Origin of the sequence: Leisingera aquimarina DSM 24565 (genome assembly GCF_000473165.1) — a bacterium.
Classification (GTDB): domain Bacteria; phylum Pseudomonadota; class Alphaproteobacteria; order Rhodobacterales; family Rhodobacteraceae; genus Leisingera; species Leisingera aquimarina.
In genome coordinates, this window is record NZ_KI421504.1 from 516,066 (window position 1) to 537,879 (window position 21,814).

The following is a 21,814-nucleotide window of genomic DNA, read 5'->3' on the forward strand; positions in this document are numbered from 1 at the left end:
GCTGGCAGCGTCAGTCGCTGCTCAACCTCAGATAACTGCGGGTGCTGGCCAGGAGGCCCTCTCCATGCTGCGGCGCCAGCAGGCCTGCGTGGTCCTCGCCGTCAGCTGCGGCCATGTCGGGCAGCTGGTGGGCGATGCCCTTGTGGCAGCTGATGCAGGTCTTCTCGCCGGTGAACAGGAAGCGCTCATGTGCGTCCGCTGCCCGCTTGGACTGGCGGGTGATGTCCATCGACTCGTCCGAGTGGCAGTTGCGGCACTCCAGACTGTCATTCGCCTCAAGCCGCGCCCATTCATGCTGCGCCAGCTCCAGCCGGTGCTCCAGGAACTTCTCCCGCGTATTGATAGTGCCGAAGATCTTGCCCCAGACCTCCTTGGAGGCCTGCATCTTGCGGGCGATCTTGTTGGACCACTGGTGCGGCACGTGGCAATCCGGGCAGGAGGCACGCACGCCCGAGCGGTTGGAGTAGTGGATCGTCGGCTTCAGCTCCTCGAACACGTTGTCGCGCATCTCATGGCAGCTGGTGCAGAAGGCCTCGGTGTTGGTGACCTCCAGCGCGGTGTTGAAGCCGCCCCAGAAGATGATCCCCATCACAAAACCGCCCATGGTCAGAAAGCCGAGCGAGAAATAGGCGCTGGGACGCCGGATGATCCACCAGAGCCGTTTGAGGAAACCTAGCATCAGTCCGCCCCGCTTTGCTGCGTGTTCACATAGTCGATCACGCGGTCGATATCGACGAACTCATTCTCGACCAGCGGCCGCGCATTGGTCTGCACCACGTGGCACTGGTTGCAGAAATACCGCCGCGGGCTGACCGCACCCAAGGTCTGCCCCTCGCGGTTCATGAAGTGGGTGACCGAGATCATTGGCGCCTGGCTGATTTCAACCGCGGTGCGGCTGTGGCAGGACAGGCATTTGTTCGAATTCAGATCGACCTGGTAATTGTCGGTCTTATGCGGGATCAGCGGCGGCTGATCCGGGTAGTTGCGCACCTGGCGGATGTCGGTATTGACGATGCCGGGGATCTGGGTGGCTTCGCCCTCCTGGTCCAGCGGCGCAGTGTTGCGCAGCGTGGCGACCTGGTTCTGGGCGATGGCTGAAGAAGCCACAAAGACTGGGGCCAGCAGGATCGGAGCGGCCAGGATGGCGAGACGGAGATGTTTCATGACGGACCTCACACTGCTTCGATACGGACTGCACATTTCTTGAAGTCCGTCTGTTTCGAGATCGGATCGGTGGCATCCAGCGTGACCTTGTTGATCAGCCGGCGCGCATCGAACCAGGGCACAAACACCAGACCCTTGGGCGGCTTGTTGCGGCCTCGGGTCTCTACACGGGTGCGGATTTCGCCGCGCCGCGAGATGATCCGCACTTCGGTGCCGCGCCGGAACCCTTGGGCCTTGGCGTCATCCGGGTGCATGTAGCAGAGCGCGTCCGGGATCGCCTGATACAGCTCCGGCACCCGCTGGGTCATCGAGCCGGAGTGCCAGTGTTCCAGCACCCGGCCCGTTGCCAGCCACATCGGGTATTCGTCATCCGGGCTTTCCGCCGGCGGTTCATAGGGCAGTGCAAAGATCACCGCCTTGCCGTCGGGTTTGCCGTAGAATTCGTAATCCGCGCCCGGCGTCACATAGGAGTCGGAGCCTTCCTTGAAACGCCACCGGGTTTCCTTGCCGTCCACAACGGGCCAGCGCAGGCCGCGGGTTTCGTGGTAGGTCTCAAAGGGCGCCAGATCGTGGGCCTTGCCGCGGCCGAATTCGGCGTATTCCTCGAACAGGCCCTTCTGGATGTAGAAACCGAAGTCCTCGGATTCGTGGTTGCCGTATTCGCGGGCCTTCTCGGTCAGCTCGTATTTGTTGACCTTGCCGTTGGCGTACAGCACCTCGAACAGGGTCTTGCCCTTGTATTCCGGGTTGGCGTCCAGGATTTCCGTCGGCCAGACCTCATCCGTGGTGAAGCGTTTGGAGAATTCCGCCAGTTGCCACAGGTCTGACATCGACTCACCCGGCGCATCCACCAGCTGATACCAGAACTGTGTGCGGCGCTCGGCGTTGCCATAGGCGCCTTCCTTCTCGACCCACATGGCGGCGGGCAGGATCAGGTCGGCAGCCTCTGCCGTGACCGTCGGATAGGCATCCGACACCACAATGAAGTTGTCGGGGTTGCGATAGCCCGGCAACCCTTCCTCCATCATGTTGGGGGCGGCCTGCATGTTGTTGTTCACCTGCACCCAGTAGCAGTTGATCTTGCCGTCCTTCAGGTCGCGGTTCTGTTTCACCGCGTGGGAGCCGACCCAGCCAGGCACGGTGCCAGCGGGCAGTTTCCAGATATTTTCCGCATAGGCGCGGTGTTCGGGGTTCTTGACTACCATGTCGGCGGGCAGACGGTGCGAGAACGTGCCCACCTCGCGCGCGGTGCCGCAGGCCGAGGGCTGGCCAGTCAGCGAGAACGGCGAGTTGCCGGGGGTCGCAATTTTACCGGTCAGCAGGTGGATGTTGTAAAGCAGGTTGTTGGCCCAGACACCGCGGGTGTGCTGGTTGGCGCCCATGGTCCACAGCGACATGACCTTGGTATCGGGATCGGCATAGAGCTTGGCGATCTTCTCCAGGGTCTCGGCCGGGACGCCGGACATTTCCTCTGCTTTTTCAAGCGTGTATTCGGAGACGAACTCGGCGAACTCCTCAAAGCTCATCGGCTCGGAACCGCCTGCCTTATCGTTGTTCTCAGCCATCTGTTCCAGCGGGTGTTCGGGACGCAGGCCATAGCCGATGTCCTGATTGCCGCGGCGGAAGTTGACGTGTTTGGCGACGAAGTCCTTATGCACCGCGTCGTTCTGGATGATGTAGTTGGCGATGTAGTTCAGCATCACCAGATCGGTCTGCGGCGTGAACACCGCCGGGATGTCCGCCAGATCGAAACTGCGGTGGGTGAAGGTCGACAGCACTGCCACCTTCACATGCGGATGGCTGAAGCGGCGGTCGGTGATGCGGGTCCACAGGATCGGGTGCATCTCGGCCATGTTCGAGCCCCACAGCACAAACGCGTCGGCGTTCTCGAAATCGTCATAGCAGCCCATCGGCTCGTCGATGCCGAAGGTCCGCATGAAGCCGCCCACGGCGCTGGCCATGCAGTGACGCGCGTTGGGGTCGATGTTGTTGGAGCGGAAGCCTGCCTTCATCAGTTTCGACGCGGCATAGCCTTCCCAGACGGTCCATTGGCCGGAGCCGAACATGCCGATGCCCTCGGGGCCTTTCTCGGCCAGGGTCTTCTTCCATTTCTCAGCCATGATATCAAAGGCTTCATCCCAGCTGACCGGGGTGAATTCGCCCTCTTTATCGTACTCGCCATTGGTCTTGCGCAGCAGCGGCTGGGTCAGACGGTCGGTGCCGTACATGATCTTGGACAGGAAGTAGCCTTTGACGCAGTTCAATCCGCGGTTCACCTCGGCCTGAGTGTCGCCATGGGTGGCGACCACGCGGCCGGCCTTGGTGGCGACCATGATCGAGCAGCCGGTGCCGCAGAAGCGGCAAGGGGCCTTGGACCATTTCAACTCGGTCAGGCTGGCGTCGGTGACAAGGTTCTGCGCGGCGGCAGGGATCGGCAGCCCGGCAGCAAGTGCGGCGGCTGCGGCGGCCTGCGCCTTAATGGCGTCGCGGCGGGTAAGTCCGGTCATTGGGGGACTCCTTCTTCAATGGCGAGGTCCTGCGCATCGCAGGTTTGATGGAAGACAAGCGCCGCGCTGGCGACGCCGTCGAGAAGCTGGATTTTGGCGAGCGCGTCGCCGATGGCCCGGTCGCTGTCCGCCTCAAACAGGACAACAATCTTGCCCGAGGGGTCAGTTTGCGAAATCTCGGCGCATGGCATGGATTTGATGTCGGCCAGGACACCTTCCATTTGCGCCGGGTTGCTGCGCACCAGCAGGCTGGAGATATGGATTTCTTCTGTCACACGGACATCCTTTGCTGGCGGGGATCGCTGATCGCGATGGCATTACTTGGGCAAGTGGCAAGGCAGGCGCCGCAGCCGGTGCAGGCCTCGGCGTCAACTTGGATGGCGCCGACGGGGCGGACCGACAGGTCCATCCGCAGGGCGCGCGGGTCGCAGATGTCGGTGCACAGCTGGCAGGCGATTCCAGCGGCATTCAGGCAGCTGCCTGTGATCCCTACCGTCACCGGCCAAGGCGCGGGCTGCTCCAGATCGAATACCGGTTCCGGACAGGCCTCAGCGCAGGCAACGCAGAACGCGCATTCCCCGCCCCGGAAATTGATCCGCGGGCGATTGTGGCTGTCGAACTCGATGATGTTCTCCGGGCAGCTCTCCACGCAGGCGTTGCAGCTGGTGCAATGCGCCTGCACCCGGGCCTCATCCGTCCAGGGCGGACGGAATTCCGGGTCCGGGCGGGCCACTCTTCCGGTCAGGAAGGCGCGCCGCGAGGGGGCGGTGCTGGCATGTGCTGGCATTGGCCTGGGTCTTTAACCTGTGGGCGGTCCCAGAAAGATCTGGGAGATCCAGATCATCAGGCCGTATCCGCCGACGATTCCCACTGCCAGAACTGGCGCCAGAACCACGGCCAGGAACAGGAAGGTGTTCCGCTCTTCGGCTTTGCTTGGCTGTTCGGACATTTTTTGTCCTCCTTGGCTCTTACAAGTGTAGCGCAGCAAGCCGGCCGGAAAAGACCGCATCTGATTCCGATTTTCTGAACAGCGCCGCTTCGCTGGCAGGAGAATGCGCAGGACAGTCATTCTGCACTTTGATCTGAATCATTTCGCAGGCAGTAGATTTGGCAATACCAAACATTCAAACAATCAAAATTAGAGATGTTTGATGTTTCCGGAGCGCTTCAAACTGCGAATGGTGCAAACAATTTTGGGACAAACCCATGTTTCAAAGTTGAGCTGGAAAAGGCAGCAGCAGGTCTCGAACCTCTCGGCCTGTGAAACCGCCGGCCCGGCTTGACTGAAGAGCACGCGCCCTGTTGCGAAGCATCCTCACCGATGCGGTATTGGACGAAGTCAGGGAATGGCAGAGCCGTGCTCTGACCCCTGGGCGTACCAACACGGCTTGCGGATTTTGCAAATGAAAATACCCCGCGTTTGCCGGCGGGGCATCATGAGCCTAAAGAACCAACGAGCGCTTCAAACGCAGCCCGCAGCACTATGGGCGAATACCGCAGAACTATGGGATATCCGCAGTGCTATGGGGATCCGGTAATCCCCCCGATCTTAGGGGATGCGGAAGTAGAATTTTCTCGGCAGGATGACTGAGGAGTTTCCGATGAAGAAGACACGTTTCACTGAGGCCCAGATCATGGGCATCCTGCAGCAGATGGAGCATGGGGTGCCGGTGTCCGGGCTGTGCCGGGAGCACGGCATGAGCAGCGCCACCGTCTATAAATGGCGCGCCAAGTATGGTGGCATGGATGCCATGCCTTATCAGCGAGATGAAGGCAATGGCCGAGGAGAACCGCCGGCTGAAGCGCATGTCCGCCGACGTCAGCATGCAGAACGACTTGCTGAAGGAGGCTCTTGGAAAAAAATGATACGGTCGGCTCAGCGCCGAGAGTTGGCCGTGAAAGCGGTGGCGATGAAGGGGGTCAGCATCGCGCTGGCGTGCCGGGCGTTCGGCATCAGCGAGACGTGCTGGGCATAGAGGTGGACTTCTCGCTACCGGCTGAGCGGGTTGTACGCGCGCTGAACCAGATCATCGAATGGCGCGGCGCACCCAGGACAATTCGAGTCGATAACGGCCCGGAGCATGTCAGCGGAACGCTCATGGAGTGGGCTGAGAACAGGGGCATCACCCTGGCCTACATCCAGCCCGGAAAGCCTCAGCAGAACGCCTATGTCGAGCGCTGCAACCGGACGGTCCGGCACGAATGGCTTGGCCCCTACATCTTCGAAAGCATCGAGGAAGTGCAGCAGATTGCCACCGAGTAGCTGTGGTCCTGCAACAACGAACGCCCCAACATGGGCAACGGCGGGATGACACCTGCACAGAAACTAAGATTGGCCGCGTAAAATTCTATGACCAAGCCCCCGCAAAAATGGGGGGATTACCCGTATCAAAAAAGTAGAGAATTTCCGCCGCCAAGGCGACGGCTTCTGACTCGCCACTGCTTATGTTGTCTGGCGGAATAGTTGCGCCGTCGGTGAGTGAGCGAAACTCGAAATCGGATCTTCCCATCTCGAGGGAGATGTTGGTGAGTAGCTGATTAACTTTGCTCAGCCGATAGGCTTCGAAATTGCGTGAAGGATCCATGCGGATTTCCGGTGTCTTGGCCAGGCGGCGCAGGTATAATGTCTCTGCTTCCCGGAAAAGTGTTGATGAGGCGGCATTGAAGTTCGAAGCTTGATTAACTGATCGGTTTTGGCGCAACCAATTTGGATTGTCGCTCATATTCGTGAGAACAGAACCATTGCGTTTGAAGGATCCTGCCCGTTCTGGACCAATATATGGCTGCTAAGAATGGCGAGATGCCATCCGTAACAACCTGCCCAGAATGTGACCAAGAGTCTTGGAGCCGTTGGGACAGGAAATGCGTTTTCTGTGGCGAGGGGCCGCGGACTTGCGGCCTCTGTGGAACTGAATGCGACCCAGAAGATTTCAACCCTCTGGATGGATACTGCTCGTCCTGTTCTCACGGCATGCAGAAGGCCATGAGGGACGACTGAAATTCGAGCTCGCGAAGCCTGAACCGAAGAACGAGGTTAACAGCCAAAATTCGGGCAATTTCAGCGGTGCCAGCGAAGCCGACATCCGCATTCGCAAATTCCCCAGATTTCAGAGAATTTTGGCACCGTTTTTTGTCTGTCCCGGACGTCCGCAAAAAACTTCAAAACGAACGACTAACTGATCCCACAGAGACCACCTTTGACCGGCAGCTACTCTTAGCCAAATCGGAGACCACAACGAACCTCTTCTGAAACTCGACCAGATCCTGGTGCCGGATGAAATTGGTATCAGCACCACCTCGGCGCCCTTGAGAATCTACCAAGCGCGCCGCGCCGGGACACTGGCAGAAGGAAAGGCGGTCAAGCTTGGAAAATCGTTTCCTGTGAGGTTGAGGGGCGCGAGACCAGTCAGCAGATCACGCTTGCAGACCTCACGGGTGTCGCGGTTCAGGATATTGCAATCGCCAAGACCGTTCTGGGTCGCCTCCGAGCGGAGTGACGGGCCGCTCCTCCAAAATAGCCGCCTGCCCCTACGTTCATTGAGACACGACATCAGCCGCGCAGCAGAAAGGCCAAGGTCATTCCGAAGCCCACAGCGATTACAATGGCACGCACGGCCTGAACGGGCAGGCGGCGGGCCAGGCGGGCACCGGCATACCCGCCGATTGTGGCAGCAACCATCATCAATGCCGCCTCTTGAATATAAATGATACCTGCCAGGGCGAAGGTCACTACCGAGGCACCCGACAGGATGAAAGAAAGAGCATTCTTCAGCCCGTTCATCAGGTTAATGTCCCGGAATCCAAGACCAGAAAACAGTGCCAGAAGCACAATCCCAAGACCCCCGTTGAAATAGCCACCGTAGGTGGTCACAGCAAGTGTGGCTGCTGTCCTGCCGAAAGGACCGCTGCCTGCTTCCCGGGAGGTCATAGCCCGCAGCTGCTTATCAAAAGCGAACAGCAGCGTGGCGAACAACAACAGCCAGGGCACTACAACACTGAACACTTCCGAAGGCGTCACCAGCAGCAGCAACGCGCCAGCGATGCCGCCGATGATAGACAGGCCCGTCAAGGTGAACAGCGCGCGGCGGTCATAGCCGCGCAGTTCTTCCAGGAAGCCCGCTGCCCCTGACAGGTAGCCAGGGAAGACGGCAACCGCGCTGGTGGCATTGGCCGGGATCGGCGGCACGCCGGTAAAAACCAGCGCCGGAAAGGTCAGAAAACTGCCGCCGCCTGCAATGGCATTCAGGACTCCGGCCAGAAAGGCGGCCGTGAACAGGATGGTCAGATCAAGCATTGCTCACCAGGTAGTCATGCGCGGACAGGGCAAAGATATCAACCAGCGCAGTCAGCTCTTCAAGCAGGATATGTTCATCCGGCGCGCCGAGGTTAAAGGCGGTAAGGCCGCAGACCACCGAAGGCACGCCCGCATATCGATAGAGCCGCGCATCGGAGGCACCGACGCGCATGGTCACGGCAGGTTCCTCACCCAGAACGGCGGCGCAATTGGCTCTGACGGTTTCGATAACCAGATGATCCGGCGCGGTCCAACTGGGCTCATAGCGGCGGGTGATCTCCAGCATGACGCCGTCTGTCTCATCGCAGATCCGCTGCAGCTCCGCCTCAGCGTGTGCCACAGACACACCAACCGGCAGGCGCAGGTCACAGGTGAACTCGGCATGATCCGCTACCAGGTTCGATAGCCGCCCGCCGCTGATCGTGCCAAAGGTGATCGTGGCAGCCTTCAACACCCGGGTTTCGCCTTTACCTGAAAGTGCCTCTGATTTCTCGGACCAGCGGTCGATCAGTGGGAGCAGGTTGTTGCCTTCGCTGCCGATTGGCAGCTCGCGGATGGATTTGAACGCCTCCATCACGCTGGTCAGCCTTTCAATGGCGCTGTCACCCTTGTGGACATGAGCAGCATGGGTCGACCGCCCTTTTGCGGTGACTTTGGCCCAGATCATCCCCTTTTCCCCGAAGCGCAGCACATGGGGAGAGCCGACATCGCCGCTGATCATGGCGTCGCCGCGCGCGTGGGGCACGGTGTCGAGCAGAAACTTGGTGCCCAGAACCCCCATGGTTTCCTCATCCCCGGCGAAGGTGCAGACCAGTTCTCCCGGGAAATCCGCACCGGTTTCTGCCAGGCATTTCAGCGCCATGAGGCTTGCGGCGATGCCGCCTTTCATGTCCGAAATGCCCAGGCCATAGGCCTTGTCGCCGACCACTTCGCCCTCGGGAGAGCGGGTCCACGAGCTGAGGTCCCCAGCAGGGAAGGTGTCCATATGACCATTGAACACCAGCCGCTTGCCTGGGCGGTTGCCCTGCAGCCGCAGCACCAGGTTGTGGATCGGCTCCTCTGAAATGTACCGGTCAATCTCTACCCCCGGGATCTGTGACGCGATCGCCGTGATCTGATCCGCCATGGTGCGTACGTCGCCTTCGGGTTGGGGGCTTTTGATCCGCACCAGGCGCAGGGTGAGGTCCAGGACCTCCTCCCTATGTTTCTCGAGCCAGAACCAGATCCTGTTGCGCAGGTTTGCTTCGGTCAATTGTACGGCCATGGTCATACTTCCACTGGTTTGGGATTCTTGGTTTTCATTCTGCGCCGCTGCATCAGAACAACGCCCGCATAGGCCAGGAGACCGAAAATATAGATGATCTCCTTGGGCGGACGGCCTGATTGCTCCAGCCCGACGGCTGTCACATAGTCGCCCCAGGTGATGCCGATCTGCTCGGCAGGTGCGTTAAAGGCAACATCGGTCACGCTGGCGCGCCCGTCCGGCTCAGAGGCGAGGTCCAGGCCGATCGCCGATGCCACATTCTCCGCTGTCTGCGGGCCGGTGACGGTAAAAAGTTTGTAACGATCGCCGTATTCGGTCTCGCGTGTCACATAGACACGGATCTTCTGGCCTGCCTCGACGGGCATTGTTCCGTTTACAACACTCTCAAGCGGCGCATCCGCAAAGGCCGGACTGAAACGGTCGAGCACGAAATCCGGGCGGAACAGGCTGACCACGACAAAGACCAGCAGCACCGCCTCGACCAGTTTGAGGCGCACAAACATCCACTGCAGCGTTAAGGACGAGAAAGCGAAGATCGCAATCAACGACACGATAAACACCAGAATGGCGTGCCAAATGCTGTCGACTCCAACCAGCAGAAGTTCAGGGTTGAAGATGAAGACCAGCGGCAGGATCGCAGTACGGATCGCATATTTGAACGACTGAACGCCGGTCTTCATCGGGTCGGCGCCCGAGATCGCCGAGGCGGCAAAGGCAGCCAGACACACAGGCGGTGTCGCATCCGCCATCAGGCCAAAGTAGAAGACGTAAAGATGCACCGCGATCAGCGGCAGGACGAGGCCCGAGGCATTGCCCAGTTCGACCATCACCCCGGCCATCAGCGAGGCGACGACGATGTAGTTGGCGGTGGTCGGCAGCCCCATCCCCAGCACGATGCTGACCACAGCGACCAGCCCCAGCAGGATGTAGATATTGCCCTGCGACAGCGCCTCGACAATGCCGAGCATGGCGTTGTTCAGACCGGTCGAGGAGACAATGCCGACGATGATCCCGGCAGCGCCGACGGCAGCTGTCACGGCGGTCATGGATTTGGCGCCCGCCACCAGCGAATAGAACACGATGATACCGCCGGACCGGATCCCCTTGACCACCGACAACCCGTGCTCGCGTGCCAGCATGACCTGTTGCACCACGATGATCCCCGCCATCATCAGGATCGACCAGAACACGGCACTGCCCGGGCTCCAGCGTTCGACCAGCAGCAGATAGACCAGCATGCCGATGGGGATCAGGAAATAAGCGCCTCCCTTCAGCGTCTTGCGGATTGCCGGCAAATCGGCCTTGGGCAGCCCCTCGAGGCCCAGTTTCAGGCTTTCGAGATGCGAGATGTAGAACAGCGAGAGATAGGCGATGAAGGCCGGGATCATCGCGTGCACGATCACATCGTAATAGGAGATCCCGATGAACTCGGCGATGATGAAGGCCGAAGCCCCCATGATCGGTGGCATGATCTGCCCGTTGATCGAGGCAGACACCTCGATCGCACCGGCCTTGTCAGCGGGAAAGCCGGTTTTCTTCATCACCGGGATGGTGAAGGCGCCGGTTGTCACGGTGTTGGCGATGGAGGAGCCCGAGATCATTCCCGTCAGGCCAGATGCCAGAATGGCTGCCTTGGCCGGCCCGCCGCGGTACTTGCCAACAGCAGCAAAGGACAGGTCCAGAAAGAACTTGCCGGCGCCGGCGGTATCCATGAAGGCACCGAACAGCACAAACAGGAACACGTAGCTCACGGAGACTGCAATCGGGATCCCGAAAATCGCCTCGCTGGTCAGCCAGTTGTAGCCCGTCATCCGCGAGACCGACACGCCGCGGTGGGCGATAATCTCGGGCATGTATGGCCCAAACAGTGAGTAAACCATGAAGATGCCGCAGACGATCACCAGCGGCAGCCCCACGCCCCGGCGCGTGGCTTCCAGCAACAGCGCCATGCCTACAGCGGACAGGACGGCTTCAAACGGAACGGAAATGCCCCAAATATCCAGGTCCAGCAGGATGCCCGCACGCAGGACGATACCGTCATAACCCAGCCAGACATACAGAGCACAGGCGGCTGAAATCCCTGCCAGGATCAGGCTGAACCACGCCTTCCCTGCCCGCTCTTGCTCAAACTTGGCAGGAAACAGCAGGAAGCACAGGAACAGGCCAAAGGCCAGGTGAATACCGCGGGCCGGCAGATCCACGAAGATGCCCCAGCCAAGTGCATAGGGAACCGGGGATGCGATCCACAGCTGGTAAAGGGACCAAAGGGCGGCAACGGTGATGAAGGTTTTCGGCCAGGGGCCGAAATAGTCGCTGCGTTCGACTTTCAACGCCTCATCAACTGCAGCTTGTTGCAGTGATTTATCAGACATGGTGATTTCCGGGTTGAAGGAAAATTCGGTCTCTGCCTGAGCGGCAGAGACCAGCTGTTATCGAGTGGGGAGGAGACCGTTACTCGATCCAGCCTTTCTCGCGGTAGTATCGGGCGGCACCTTCATGCAGCGGTGCGGAATTACCGTTATGAATCATGCTTTTGGGATCCAGATTGGCGAATGCCGGGTGCAGCGCCCTGAAATCGTCCAGGTTTTCGAACACCGCCCGAACGACCTCGTAGACAATATCTGCATCGACATTCTCATGCGAGACGATTGTGGCATAGCCGCCAAACGTGGTCACATCCTCTTTCTGCGAGGAATAGACACCCGCCGGGATGTTTGTTGCCGCATAAAACGGACGCTCTTCAATCAGCTGCTTTTCCACATCGGTGTTCAGGCTGACGATCTGCGCACCGCAGCCTTCGGTTGCCACCGCGACGCCCGAGTTCGGAACACCAACAACATAGGTGAAAGCGTCGATGTTGCCATCGCACAAAGCGTTGGAATGCTCCGATGACGTCATCTCGGTCACCAGGCCGAAATAGTCACGCCCCGTAGCATAGCGCGCCATAAGAAGCTCGGTGGTGCCGCGCTGCCCGGATCCCGGGTTGCCGATGTTGAGCCGCTTACCCTTCAGGTCTTCCCAGGATGTGATCCCAGAGTCTGCGGACACGATCAGCTGAAACGGCTCCGGATGCACTGAGAACACAGAGCGGAAGCCAGGATCGTTCACAACTTTTTCGGAGGTGCCGTTCACGGCATAATACTGCCAATCGGATTGCGAGACACCGAACTCGAATTCACCCTGCGAAATCTGGGCCAGGTTATAAGTGGACCCGTTCGAGGATGGTGCCGCACAGCGGTAGCCATGCTGACGCCCCTGCTTGCGCCCTTCGGCTGCTTCTTTGTGGATCATCCGGCAGATTGCGTTGCCGGCCACGAAGTAGACGCCGGTCGGCCCACCGGTTCCGATTGTCACAAACTTTGTTTCCGCCTGTACAGGCTGTGAGACACCAAACGCCGCAAAGGCCGCCAGTGCTGTGGTTGCCAGGAATTTCTTCATTATTCCCTCCCTTGAGTTCTGAACGAATTCACGGGGGCAGGGTAAATTTTGCAGGCCATCACTTCTAATAATTTTACTTACATAGACTATAATCATTGACTATAGTAAACCCATGCAAGTACGTGAAATTGAATGTTTTCAAGCAATTATGACCGCAGGCACCATGACACGTGCCGCGGAAATCTTGCGGATTTCACAGCCTGCGGTCAGCAATACCATTGCCACCCTCGAGCACCGGCTGGGTTTCAAGCTGTTCCTGCGCAAGTCCGGCCGACTGCAGCCGACTCCTGAAGCGCTCATCTTCTATGACGAAGCCCAGCGGGTGCTGGAGGCCGTGGGACGCGCCAGTGACGCCGCGCAGCGTTTGCGCCGTGGAGCTGCCGGCCATTTGACGATTTCCGCCTTTCCTGGCATCTCGATCAAGTTCCTGCCGCGCCTGATCAGCCAATTCCAGGCCGAGCGGCCCGATGTAAAAATACGCCTGTTGTCGCGCAGCTCGCACATCGTGATCGACCAGCTGCCCAGCCAGCTGTTCGACATCGCCATTGCCGAAAAACCGGCCGAGTTTGCGGGAGTGAGTGCTGAAGAGGTCTCTTTCTCCTGCCAATGCCTGCTACCGCCAGATCATCCTTTGACGGCACATGACACACTAACGCCCGAACTCCTGGACGGCGTGCCCTTCGCCGCCTTGTTCCGCGACCACATGACTACCTTCCAGATCGCGCGCGCCTTCTCTGATGCTGGTGCGCGCTGGAACGTCGTGCTTGAGGCGCAGTATTTCGCCTCGGTCGCAGAATTCGTGAGATCGGGCGGCGGCGTGGCCATCGTAGATCCAGTGAACGGTGCCGGATTCACCGAAAGCTGTATCCTGCGCCCGTTTTCGCCAAACATCTCGTATCAGATCGGCCTGCTCGTTCCTCAGGACAAACCGCTTTCGAAGGCCGGCAGTGCTTTTCTCTCATTGCTCCATTCGGAATTGCAAAAGTATTCCTCTGAAAAGCCTTCGCATTAAGTTTGGCGTCAAGTTGTGCAGGAACGGATTTGCTGGAGTTAAGACAACGAACCTGAATCTTGTAACGGATCCGGTCAGTATAAAGCGTCTCAAGAAACCAATGTTGATATCTTGAGCAAGTGGCATCGTGAAGCTGAGCCAGACAACTTGCTTCCTGTCGTCTGTGTCCCACCGTCTGAAGCTCGAGAGATTATGTGTTTGGACAGTGACCCAAGTTCCCGCGCCACATCTGAGACAACAACGAACTTCTTCTGAAACTCGACCAGATCCTGGTGCCGAATGAAATATGTATCCGCACCACCTCGGCGCCCGTGAGAAGATTTGAGCAGCCCTTCGTTACACCAGTGCGTCACGCATTCGTGCTTCCAGCCTGTAAGTTCGGCGACATCCCTGGCCGTAAGTGGTGCCGGGCCAGATACACCCTTTATAAAGCGGTCCACTTCCTCCACGCAGAAGGCAAAGTCTGCGAGCGGATCATCCTTTGATGCGGCGACGGGGCGGATTTGGCCGTCTCTGATCTGACGAAGAAGCTGAAACAGAGCTTTCCGATCTGTCGTGCGGCGCAAGTTGAGATCGCGGAAGCGCACCTGTCTGCCATTTGGTGGTGCAGGCGCAATCTCATCGCGGATCCCGTCAACCAACGCAATGAGAGCATGGAGATCAACACTGCCATCCACGAGCGGATGCTTGGCCTCCTCTGATGCCGTTTGAATGAAGCCACATTCGATCAGAAGCGAAAACTGCTTCTTGGCAACACCGAGGAACTCGCCCGCGTCCTTTGAAGAAACATAACGCGCTCGAAGGTCACGCAACCTATCCACTTCATCCATGGGGATCGTTGTGTGCCGGTGCCCATGCCCGGAATGATGCAGCCTGCCTTTCACCACCCCTTCTGAAACTGCAGAAACCAACCGCTCGGCCCTGACACGCAGCAACTTCGTCGCTTTGGCAGCGGATATCCAATCCCGCCCTTCATCTGGCGTCAGCGCGCCCGGGTAGGCACCATCAAAAACTCTTCCAACGGTCTTTCCAACCCGTTCCTGGAATGGACCGAAAGCTGCACCGCGAAACGACATCAAACGCTGGTACCATTTCCCAAGACGGGCGGGTGCAGAATTGAATTCCTGCGGGCCTGAATTCAGGCGTTTCTCGACATTGAGGTCAAAAGCGTGCGGCCAATCGGCCAACAGATCGTGGACCGGAGCCATGAAATCGCGTGTCGCCTCAAGAGTTCGCGGCAAAGCCACCTTGCCTGGTTTGTCTGACCGCGTGGAATGGTCAGACGTTGCCAGAAAGAACAGAAACCTGCTGATGGAGCTGGGCACGTCAGTTTCCCATGGGCCAATGTGCGCATCCAGGCTTTCACGGCCAGCAGCCTCGATGAGGCGCGCGACATGGACTTCTCCTGCAGTCGCTTCGATCCGCTGGAAATCCTGCAATCGGTATCCACACTCACACGTCCTGAAGCCGCCTTTTGTGGGTGACAGCGTCACACAGCACCTTGGACACCAGCTCTGCAAGGCAAGTCCGTGCTCAGAACACGCCGAAACCAAGCAGTGCCGCCAGGACTGCTTCCAAGCATTTCCATCTTGAATGCACGCCGGGCAGAACGGATCCGCTTCATTGCGCTGGAAGCGCCAATCCAGGGCTGCGAAGTCAGGATTGGCTTGCGGTGCTATTCTTTCCAGGGCGCTCGCACTGACACCGAGCTTTTCTGCAAGGCCCGACAGATCTTCGAGCATTGGACGCCCGTATCGCACTTCAGCCAAGGATAGAAAATCACCAAGGTGATCATATGCATTCATCGCCGCAATTCGGCGTAAAAAGCCAAGGAGGCTTTCACAATCCTCAGGTGTCGTCGAACGCAACTTCATTTCGGGAGGGGGGCCAGCCGAGCAGCTTCAAATTCATCCAGGGTCGCCGGAGCAATCTTGAGGTCGGCCTCCTGCATCACTGACGCATAGGATCTTACCAGAGCTGTGTCGGTGGGCTCTTCAGTAGCAAAAAATGGCTCGACATTACCACTGCCCTGCAAACCAAGCTCCCAGCCACGTGCAATCGCGTCAAACGTCAAAGTGCCCTCCTTGGCCTGGAACAGGGACGCCTTCAAAATCCGCAGCATCATTCCGACACGGCCCCTGGTGGCGCCATAAATTCTGCGGGCCATGTCCATATCATCGAACCCGATCTTCAGACCTTGCGCTTGGAGTATTTCGAGTGCCGCCAAGAATGCGCCAACAAAGGCGTCTACGTCCTCCTCTTTGGTCCATCGGTAGGGATGGTATTCGATCGTTTTTAATGAACGGTCTCTGACCTGCTCATTGCCCATGATCAGTTTCTGGAACTTGGGTAAGCCAGCAAAGGACGAGGACAATACCAGTTGCATCCACCAGCGTTTTGAAGTGATCGACCGCGGTTCTTGGCGTCAGGTTAGCACCTGTCTCAACACAATGGCTGCACTCGTCGAGTGCCAAGACTTCAACACCATCGGCCTGGATCGCGGCAATCAAGCGATCGCGCATTCCAGGAATCTTCTCCGCAGTTGCGCATTTGTATCCCAAGGCGCGCAACATGGCCAAGTATATGTCACGGTCATTCGGTTTGGGCGGTATGCTCCCGACTGCAAATGAATTGGTTTCAACAAGAGATCCTGGACCTCTACGAATGCTGTTTAGTTGAACCTTGGAATCCCAAAGTACTTCAGTCTTTCCGCACCGCGTGGGCCCCAGAAGGGGAATGATCGCTCCGCCAAACGACTTTGCAACTGCGGTGAGGCTCTGGAGCTCAGCCAGTACTTCATTGTGACGTTTGTGCTGGATCCGGACATCCAGGATCTTTGGATCAATCTCTGGCGACATCAGTCAGTTCTCTTCGAGGTTTCCGGCAGATTGGTAGGGCGGCGCAGCTTCTTTGGAACTGCCTCCTGCTCCGCAACCATCTTCGCGGCCTGTTCTTTGGCGCGAGCATCATCGACGGCGGCTTGGTCAGCGCGCCGGTACACAGCGTCGCGCTTTGCCTGACGGTGCTTCGTACCTGGATTCCTGACAGGCTTTTTGTGATGATGTTCAAGCATCCCATCCAGAATATCCACGGCCTTCAGGTCCTCGCCGGGATCAGGATTGTGCTTCTTGCGTAAACGTCTCAACTCATCAAATGAGATCGCTGGCAATTCTGGGTGTTTCGCACCAACGATGAAATACTCACTTGAAAGCGGGTTCTGAACCGCGATCTCCAGGATGCTCGTGGGATCATACCGAATTTCGAGCACCTGATCGGGGCCTATTTCCTTGAAAAGCCTCCTCAGTTCAGTCGATGAATACTGAATTCCCTCGAATTCAATCCCGTACCGATGCAGTTTGCGAGTGGCTGCACCTGCAAAAAACATTTGCTTGAGTTCCATCGGAGTGGGCGGTTCGGGCACCAAATGATCTTCCTGTAAGCGCGCCCAACATGCCCAAAGTGCCTCACGCGTCCGCAACGCGGATTGAATACGCCGCTGCGACCGATGTGCGTGAACGTCGAAACGCCACTTTTGCAAGAAGGACTCAACATCTTCGAAAGTCAGTCGCGCTTCTTCCATTGCTCGTTTGGTTCGGGATTTTGCGGCTATTTCTTTGCTTTGCGTCGCTCCCGGCAGGGTCGTGAGCACTTCATTGATTGATCGGAACAGGCGTTCGACAAATGGCTTTCTGTCAGGATTTCCAGGTGCATTCTTCCTGAGTTCGAAAGACGTGGTCTTGATTGCCCTTTCGATCAAATCCCCGCTGTTTTCGCTGCCTTGGTCAGCCACGACCGCCAAGGGTCTGCCAATAGCTTGAAACCGTTTCTCAATCTTGTGCCGAATGAAAAACCCCTCTTCATGGGGGCTCATGATCTCTTTGAGTGTATTTGCAACGAGAAGCGAGTGCGGGCTCGAAAGAGAGACCTGCAATCCCACGATCAATCCAGTGGCGCAATCCACCGCAGCACGAATTGTTGGGCGGGCAACATTGCCCGCGTCGTCAATGACGCAGAAGACATCGGCAGCGGTGCAGTCGATTTCAACGCGTTCCAAGGGGGACTCTACAAGCTGGATCTTGCCCGCCTGGAGCATGTTTCTACGGGCTTCTTTGCTTCCCAGGCGCCGCTTCACAACATCATAATGTGGCAGTAGCTCAATCAGCCTGCGGACGACTTTTGGCCCATGTGGTTTCGGCGTGATGCCCCCGTTTTTGCATTTCTCTCGATACTGCGCAGCTGCCAGTTTACCGGTGAGCGTTTCAGTGATGCGGTCAGAGCTGAGAAAATGTTTTTCCAGAACCTAGTATAGTATCTCTTCGAAGAGAACATCATGACGGCTTGAACGGTTTCCAGATTCAAAGGTCCGGTCCCTCAGACCGTGCACACCGTGGCGGAGGTTCTGTTTCATCCAGACTTGGATCGTCCGCTCGCTTGGGAACTTCTTCTTGCGCTTTGAGAACTTCGGATCCCGCTCGAAACGCTCCCTCATGATGAGAAGACGCTGCGGCCAGGTTACCCCCTCAGCTTCCAAGGCAACGGTTTGTTCGATCACGGCTTTTCTGAAGGCCACCTCGAACTGTTCCTCCGCGTTCGGGTGGCGGTTTCGGAGACCATCGGTTTCCGGATCCAAGACGTTTCCAATCGACACTTGAAACTGAAAATCCTGAACGGAGATCTCGTGCTGAATTCCATCCGGCGCGCGCAAACTGACTGCCGGACGACCATGGACAGGCCCCAGCACTTCATGTGCTTGGTCATCGATCATGAGGATGCGGCCGTCGTACTGCTTCACAAGCGGAGTCATAGCGCCAGAATCTCCAAATGCTGTTTTTTTACCGCCTGCACTGGTCAGCGCAGTCTTGGGCCCGACACGGGTGTCGACCATGTTGGTGGCGAGAAGGCCCTGCAAGATCGCTGTCAGGATCTCGCTTTGGGAAAACCATTGGAGAAGCCTACGAAACTCCACCGCTTCTTCTTCGATTGCCTTGAACCTCTTGGCCACTGTAGGAGCCAATTGTTGGCTGACGTGCGGCCAAAGCATGCGTGCATTGTATTCCAAGGGTCCCTGCAGCAACTCGTCAGTCACCAGAACAAGCTTCAATCCGAGTTCCGAGAAGATGCCGGGGTAAGTCAGATACTCGGGTTTCTCCTCAAGGAAGCGCCGATGCTTGGCCTCCAGGAAGCGCTCACTGCCGCATTGAAGCCGAACACGGAAGTCGGGTGTGTATGGTTTCGGCTGATAGCCATCCCCGAGATGCTCTCGCAAAAGCACGTCCTTCGATTGGTATCGTTTACCGGACAGCAGATCGAAGGTTACAGGTTGCGGCTCAATCGACTGAACGCGCGGATCGATCATGGCGCAGAACGCCAAAGTCGATTCCAGGACACTCTCAGTCTGGATCAAGCCCTCCACTTTGGGGCCGACAAGCCAGTTCGCTTTTTTGACCATGCCGCGTTGATGAACCAGTCGCGCGGTGGGGAGGGCTTCTTTGTCCAACTTTATGGACCATGTTCGGTACTGAAAACCGAACCAGAATCAAGGACACCAAAAAACTTTTTTGAATCAGCGACCTACGAGAGGCAAAACTCGGAAATTTGCTCTGAAGTTTTTTCCGACTATACGCATATGATTGCTGACCACCATCACTTTGCCCTCATAAGCTGTGGATCAATTTAGTCTCCGCTGACCCAAAACGACGGTGTAAGCGGCGGTGCGAAACTCGGCCACGGTAGCGGCGGGATGACCTTGCTGCGGGCGGCGTAAAAACCGGCCAGTTTTGGCTCTTTCTGGTTTCAGGGAGGGCAGGAGCATTTTCACCGTGGAACTTTATCGGAAGGTTCGCCAGGCGTATTTCCGCGAAGGTATGAGCAAGAGAGCCATCGCCCGTCATTTCGGGATCTCGCGGGACAGCGTCGACAAGATGATCGTGTACTCAGCTCCGCCGGGTTATCGGCGTACGGCACCGATCCGGCGCCCGAAGCTGGACGGGTTCACCGGGATTATTGATCAGTGGTTTTCGGAAGACCGGGAGCGGCCGCGCAAGCAGCGCCACACGGCGAAACGGATTTTCGAGCGGCTGCGCGACGAGCATGGCTTTGCCGGCGGCTACACAATCATCAAGGACTATGTCCGTGAGCATGGCCGCCGCAGCCGCGAGATGTTCGTGCCGCTCCAGCATCCGCCGGGTCACGCGCAGGCCGATTTTGGCGAAGCTACCGTCGTGATCGGCGGGGTCGAGCAGAAAGCCCATTTCTTCGCACTGGATTTGCCGCATAGCGATGCCTGTTATGTTCGCGCCTATCCTGCGGCGACAGCCGAGGCGTGGATGGACGGCCATGTGCATGCCTTTGCCTTCTTCGGCCGTGTTCCCCTGTCGGTGCTCTACGACAATGACCGCTGCCTGGTTGCCCGCATCCAGCCGGATGGCGCGCGCAGGCGGGCCCGGCTCTTCAGCGAGTTTCTGTCTCACTACGTGATCCGGGATCGGTATGGCCGCCCTGGCAAAGGGAATGACAAAGGGGCGGTCGAGGGCCTGGTCGGTTATGCCAGACGTAACTTCGTGGTGCCGGTCCCAAACTTCCCGACCTGGGATGCCTTCAATCTATGGCTGGAAGATCAATGCCGGAGACGCCAGGGCGATATTCTGCGCGGTCATGGCGCGACGATTGGCGAGCGGCTTCAGCATGATCTGGATGCGATGGCTGCGGTGCCGGCCACGCCCTTCGAGGCTTGCGACCAGGCCACGGGCCGTGTCAGTTCCTTGGCACTCGTGCGCTACAAGACCAACGACCATTCAGTGCCGGTCGCCTACGGTCACCGTGATGTCTGGATCCGCGGCTTCGTTGACCGGGTGGTGATAGGTTGTGGCGGCGACGTCATTGCGCGGCACCCGCGCAGCTACGACCGCGAAGACATGATCTTCGATCCGCTGCACTACCTGCCGCTCATCGAGCAGAAGATCGGGGCGTTCGACCAAGCAGCGCCGCTGGCGAACTGGGATCTTCCCAAGGCCTTCCATACCCTTCAACGGTTAATGGAGGCGCGTCTGCTCAAGGCCGGTCGGCGCGAGTATGTGCAGGTCCTGCGGTTGATCGAGAGCTTCGAGATGGAAGACGTCCATGCCGCGGTGAAGACGGCCTTGCAAATGGGTGCCATCAGTTTTGATGCAGTGAAGCACCTGGTGCTGTGCCGGGTTGAACGGCAGCCCCCGAGGCTCGACCTTGATGTCTACCCCTACCTGCCGCGAGCCAAGGTGGCGACGACGTCGCCGTCCAGTTACATGTGCCTGACGGCGGGCGGGCCGGCATGACAGAAGCACCACAGATCCTGCTGAACCATCAACTGAAGAAGCTAAAGCTGCCGACCTTCCTGAGGGAATATGACAAGCAGGCCAGGCTGTGCGCCGCCGAGGGACGCGACCATGTCCAGTTCCTGGCCCGGTTGGTCGAACTGGAACTCATCGACCGGGAACGGCGCATGGTCGAACGGCGGATCAAGGCGGCGAGATTCCCGGCCACCAAGAGCCTCGACAGCTTCGACTTCACCGCGATCCCGCCCCTCAACAAGATGCAGGTGCTGGAACTGGCGCGCTGCGAATGGATCGACCGCTGCGAGAACGTCATTGCCCTCGGCCCCAGCGGCACCGGCAAGACCCACATTGCGCTCGGTCTTGGATTGGCGGCCTGCCAGAAGGGGCTGACCGTCCGCTTCACCACGGCGGCCGCCGTCGTCCATGAACTCATGGAGGCCCGTGACGAGCGCCTGCTTCTGCGGCTCCAGAAGCAGTTGGTGAAACAGAAGCTCCTGATCATCGACAAACTGGGCTTCGTGCCCCTCAGCAAGACCGGCGCCGAGCTTCTGTTCGAGCTGACCTCGCAGCGATACGAGCGCGGTTCCATCCTGATCACCAGCAACCTGCCGTTCGACGAGTGGACGGAAACATTCGGATCAGAGCGCCTGACCGGAGCCTTGCTGGACAGGTTGACCCATCATGTGAGTATCCTTGAGATGAGCGGGGACAGCTACCGCCTGGCCCAAAGCAGGGCGAAACAGTTCAAAGAAAACTCCTGAAATGGAACTCCGATTGGTCCTGACGGACCAAGGCGCCTCGGCACACGCCAGCTATTTGGAGAGC

The 21,814-nt window shown here is 58.3% G+C and carries 19 protein-coding genes and 2 pseudogenes; 5 read left to right on the forward strand and 16 right to left on the reverse strand.

Features of this window, described 5'->3' with window-relative positions:
- Nucleotides 1-10: 10 nt before the first annotated feature.
- Genes AQUI_RS0106360 through napE form a run of 6 tightly spaced genes read right to left on the reverse strand, consistent with a single transcriptional unit; the run spans nt 11 to nt 4,620 of the window.
- Nucleotides 11-679 (reverse strand): NapC/NirT family cytochrome c, encoded by a 669-nt coding sequence (locus AQUI_RS0106360; RefSeq protein ID WP_027256761.1) that lies wholly within the window; start codon nt 677-679, stop codon nt 11-13.
- Nucleotides 679-1,164, reverse strand: a complete 486-nt coding sequence (locus AQUI_RS0106365; RefSeq protein WP_027256762.1) for a nitrate reductase cytochrome c-type subunit — start codon at nt 1,162-1,164, stop codon at nt 679-681. The genes AQUI_RS0106360 and AQUI_RS0106365 overlap by 1 nt, the downstream gene beginning before the upstream one ends.
- A gap of 8 nt (nt 1,165-1,172) precedes the next feature.
- Complete coding sequence (gene napA, locus AQUI_RS0106370; RefSeq protein WP_027256763.1) at nt 1,173-3,671, reverse strand: nitrate reductase catalytic subunit NapA; 2,499 nt, start codon at nt 3,669-3,671, stop codon at nt 1,173-1,175.
- A complete protein-coding gene (locus AQUI_RS0106375) occupies nt 3,668-3,946 on the reverse strand; it encodes a chaperone NapD (RefSeq protein WP_027256764.1) in 279 nt (92 codons plus the stop codon). Before AQUI_RS0106375 ends, napA begins: the two co-directional genes overlap by 4 nt.
- On the reverse strand, nt 3,943-4,458 hold the full coding sequence (gene napF, locus AQUI_RS27330; protein ID WP_035919834.1) for a ferredoxin-type protein NapF: 516 nt from the start codon (nt 4,456-4,458) through the stop codon (nt 3,943-3,945). The genes AQUI_RS0106375 and napF overlap by 4 nt, the downstream gene beginning before the upstream one ends.
- Before the next feature lie 12 nt (nt 4,459-4,470).
- The gene (gene napE / locus AQUI_RS27335) at nt 4,471-4,620 is read right to left on the reverse strand and encodes a periplasmic nitrate reductase, NapE protein (RefSeq protein WP_035919835.1); all 150 of its coding nucleotides are present in this window, start codon (nt 4,618-4,620) and stop codon (nt 4,471-4,473) included.
- Nucleotides 4,621-5,272: 652 nt separating this feature from the next.
- On the opposite strand from napE, the pseudogene AQUI_RS29775 reads away from it, so the two are divergent.
- Nucleotides 5,273-6,015 (forward strand): annotated as a pseudogene (locus AQUI_RS29775) (transposase).
- 4 nt (nt 6,016-6,019) lie between these two features.
- Here AQUI_RS29775 and AQUI_RS29780 read toward each other — a convergent pair.
- The gene (locus tag AQUI_RS29780; RefSeq protein WP_211235999.1) at nt 6,020-6,394 is read right to left on the reverse strand and encodes a hypothetical protein; all 375 of its coding nucleotides are present in this window, start codon (nt 6,392-6,394) and stop codon (nt 6,020-6,022) included.
- Nucleotides 6,395-7,039: 645 nt separating this feature from the next.
- Between AQUI_RS29780 and AQUI_RS32435 the strand changes: the two are divergent.
- Nucleotides 7,040-7,168: pseudogene (locus AQUI_RS32435) on the forward strand (hypothetical protein); the annotation flags it as partial.
- Nucleotides 7,169-7,221: 53 nt separating this feature from the next.
- Here the strand turns inward: AQUI_RS32435 and AQUI_RS0106405 are convergent.
- From AQUI_RS0106405 to AQUI_RS0106420, 4 genes are all read right to left on the reverse strand, one after another.
- Nucleotides 7,222-7,965: a sulfite exporter TauE/SafE family protein gene (locus AQUI_RS0106405; RefSeq protein ID WP_027256766.1), complete on the reverse strand. Its 744-nt coding sequence runs from the start codon at nt 7,963-7,965 to the stop codon at nt 7,222-7,224.
- Nucleotides 7,958-9,229: a M20/M25/M40 family metallo-hydrolase gene (locus AQUI_RS0106410; protein WP_156916788.1), complete on the reverse strand. Its 1,272-nt coding sequence runs from the start codon at nt 9,227-9,229 to the stop codon at nt 7,958-7,960. Before AQUI_RS0106410 ends, AQUI_RS0106405 begins: the two co-directional genes overlap by 8 nt.
- Nucleotides 9,230-9,231: 2 nt before the next feature.
- Nucleotides 9,232-11,601: a TRAP transporter fused permease subunit gene (locus tag AQUI_RS0106415; RefSeq protein ID WP_027256768.1), complete on the reverse strand. Its 2,370-nt coding sequence runs from the start codon at nt 11,599-11,601 to the stop codon at nt 9,232-9,234.
- Nucleotides 11,602-11,680: 79 nt separating this feature from the next.
- Nucleotides 11,681-12,667: a TAXI family TRAP transporter solute-binding subunit gene (locus AQUI_RS0106420; RefSeq protein ID WP_027256769.1), complete on the reverse strand. Its 987-nt coding sequence runs from the start codon at nt 12,665-12,667 to the stop codon at nt 11,681-11,683.
- Between the two features lie 112 nt (nt 12,668-12,779).
- Between AQUI_RS0106420 and AQUI_RS27350 the strand changes: the two genes are divergently transcribed.
- Nucleotides 12,780-13,679 carry a LysR substrate-binding domain-containing protein gene (locus AQUI_RS27350; protein WP_084294313.1) on the forward strand — a complete coding sequence of 300 codons (900 nt, stop codon included), beginning with the start codon at nt 12,780-12,782 and terminating at the stop codon, nt 13,677-13,679.
- 89 nt (nt 13,680-13,768) lie between these two features.
- Here the strand turns inward: AQUI_RS27350 and AQUI_RS0106430 are convergent, their stop codons facing one another.
- The 5 genes from AQUI_RS0106430 to AQUI_RS0106455 form a co-directional block, all read right to left on the reverse strand.
- Entirely contained in the window at nt 13,769-15,553 is a 1,785-nt protein-coding gene (locus tag AQUI_RS0106430; protein WP_084294315.1) for a TniQ family protein, read from the reverse strand.
- Nucleotides 15,550-16,008: a hypothetical protein gene (locus tag AQUI_RS0106435; protein WP_027256771.1), complete on the reverse strand. Its 459-nt coding sequence runs from the start codon at nt 16,006-16,008 to the stop codon at nt 15,550-15,552. Before AQUI_RS0106435 ends, AQUI_RS0106430 begins: the two co-directional genes overlap by 4 nt.
- Nucleotides 15,998-16,537, reverse strand: a complete 540-nt coding sequence (locus tag AQUI_RS0106440; RefSeq protein ID WP_027256772.1) for a TniB family NTP-binding protein — start codon at nt 16,535-16,537, stop codon at nt 15,998-16,000. Before AQUI_RS0106440 ends, AQUI_RS0106435 begins: the two co-directional genes overlap by 11 nt.
- Nucleotides 16,537-17,733, reverse strand: a complete 1,197-nt coding sequence (locus AQUI_RS0106445) for a Mu transposase C-terminal domain-containing protein (protein WP_211236000.1) — start codon at nt 17,731-17,733, stop codon at nt 16,537-16,539. Before AQUI_RS0106445 ends, AQUI_RS0106440 begins: the two co-directional genes overlap by 1 nt.
- A gap of 246 nt (nt 17,734-17,979) precedes the next feature.
- On the reverse strand, nt 17,980-19,176 hold the full coding sequence (locus AQUI_RS0106455) for a hypothetical protein (protein WP_156916789.1): 1,197 nt from the start codon (nt 19,174-19,176) through the stop codon (nt 17,980-17,982).
- 322 nt (nt 19,177-19,498) lie between these two features.
- On the opposite strand from AQUI_RS0106455, the gene istA reads away from it, so the two are divergent.
- Nucleotides 19,499-20,989 (forward strand): IS21 family transposase, encoded by a 1,491-nt coding sequence (istA, locus tag AQUI_RS0106460; RefSeq protein WP_027256776.1) that lies wholly within the window; start codon nt 19,499-19,501, stop codon nt 20,987-20,989.
- Nucleotides 20,986-21,750: an IS21-like element helper ATPase IstB gene (istB, locus tag AQUI_RS0106465; protein ID WP_027255930.1), complete on the forward strand. Its 765-nt coding sequence runs from the start codon at nt 20,986-20,988 to the stop codon at nt 21,748-21,750. Before istA ends, istB begins: the two co-directional genes overlap by 4 nt.
- Nucleotides 21,751-21,814: the final 64 nt, after the last annotated feature.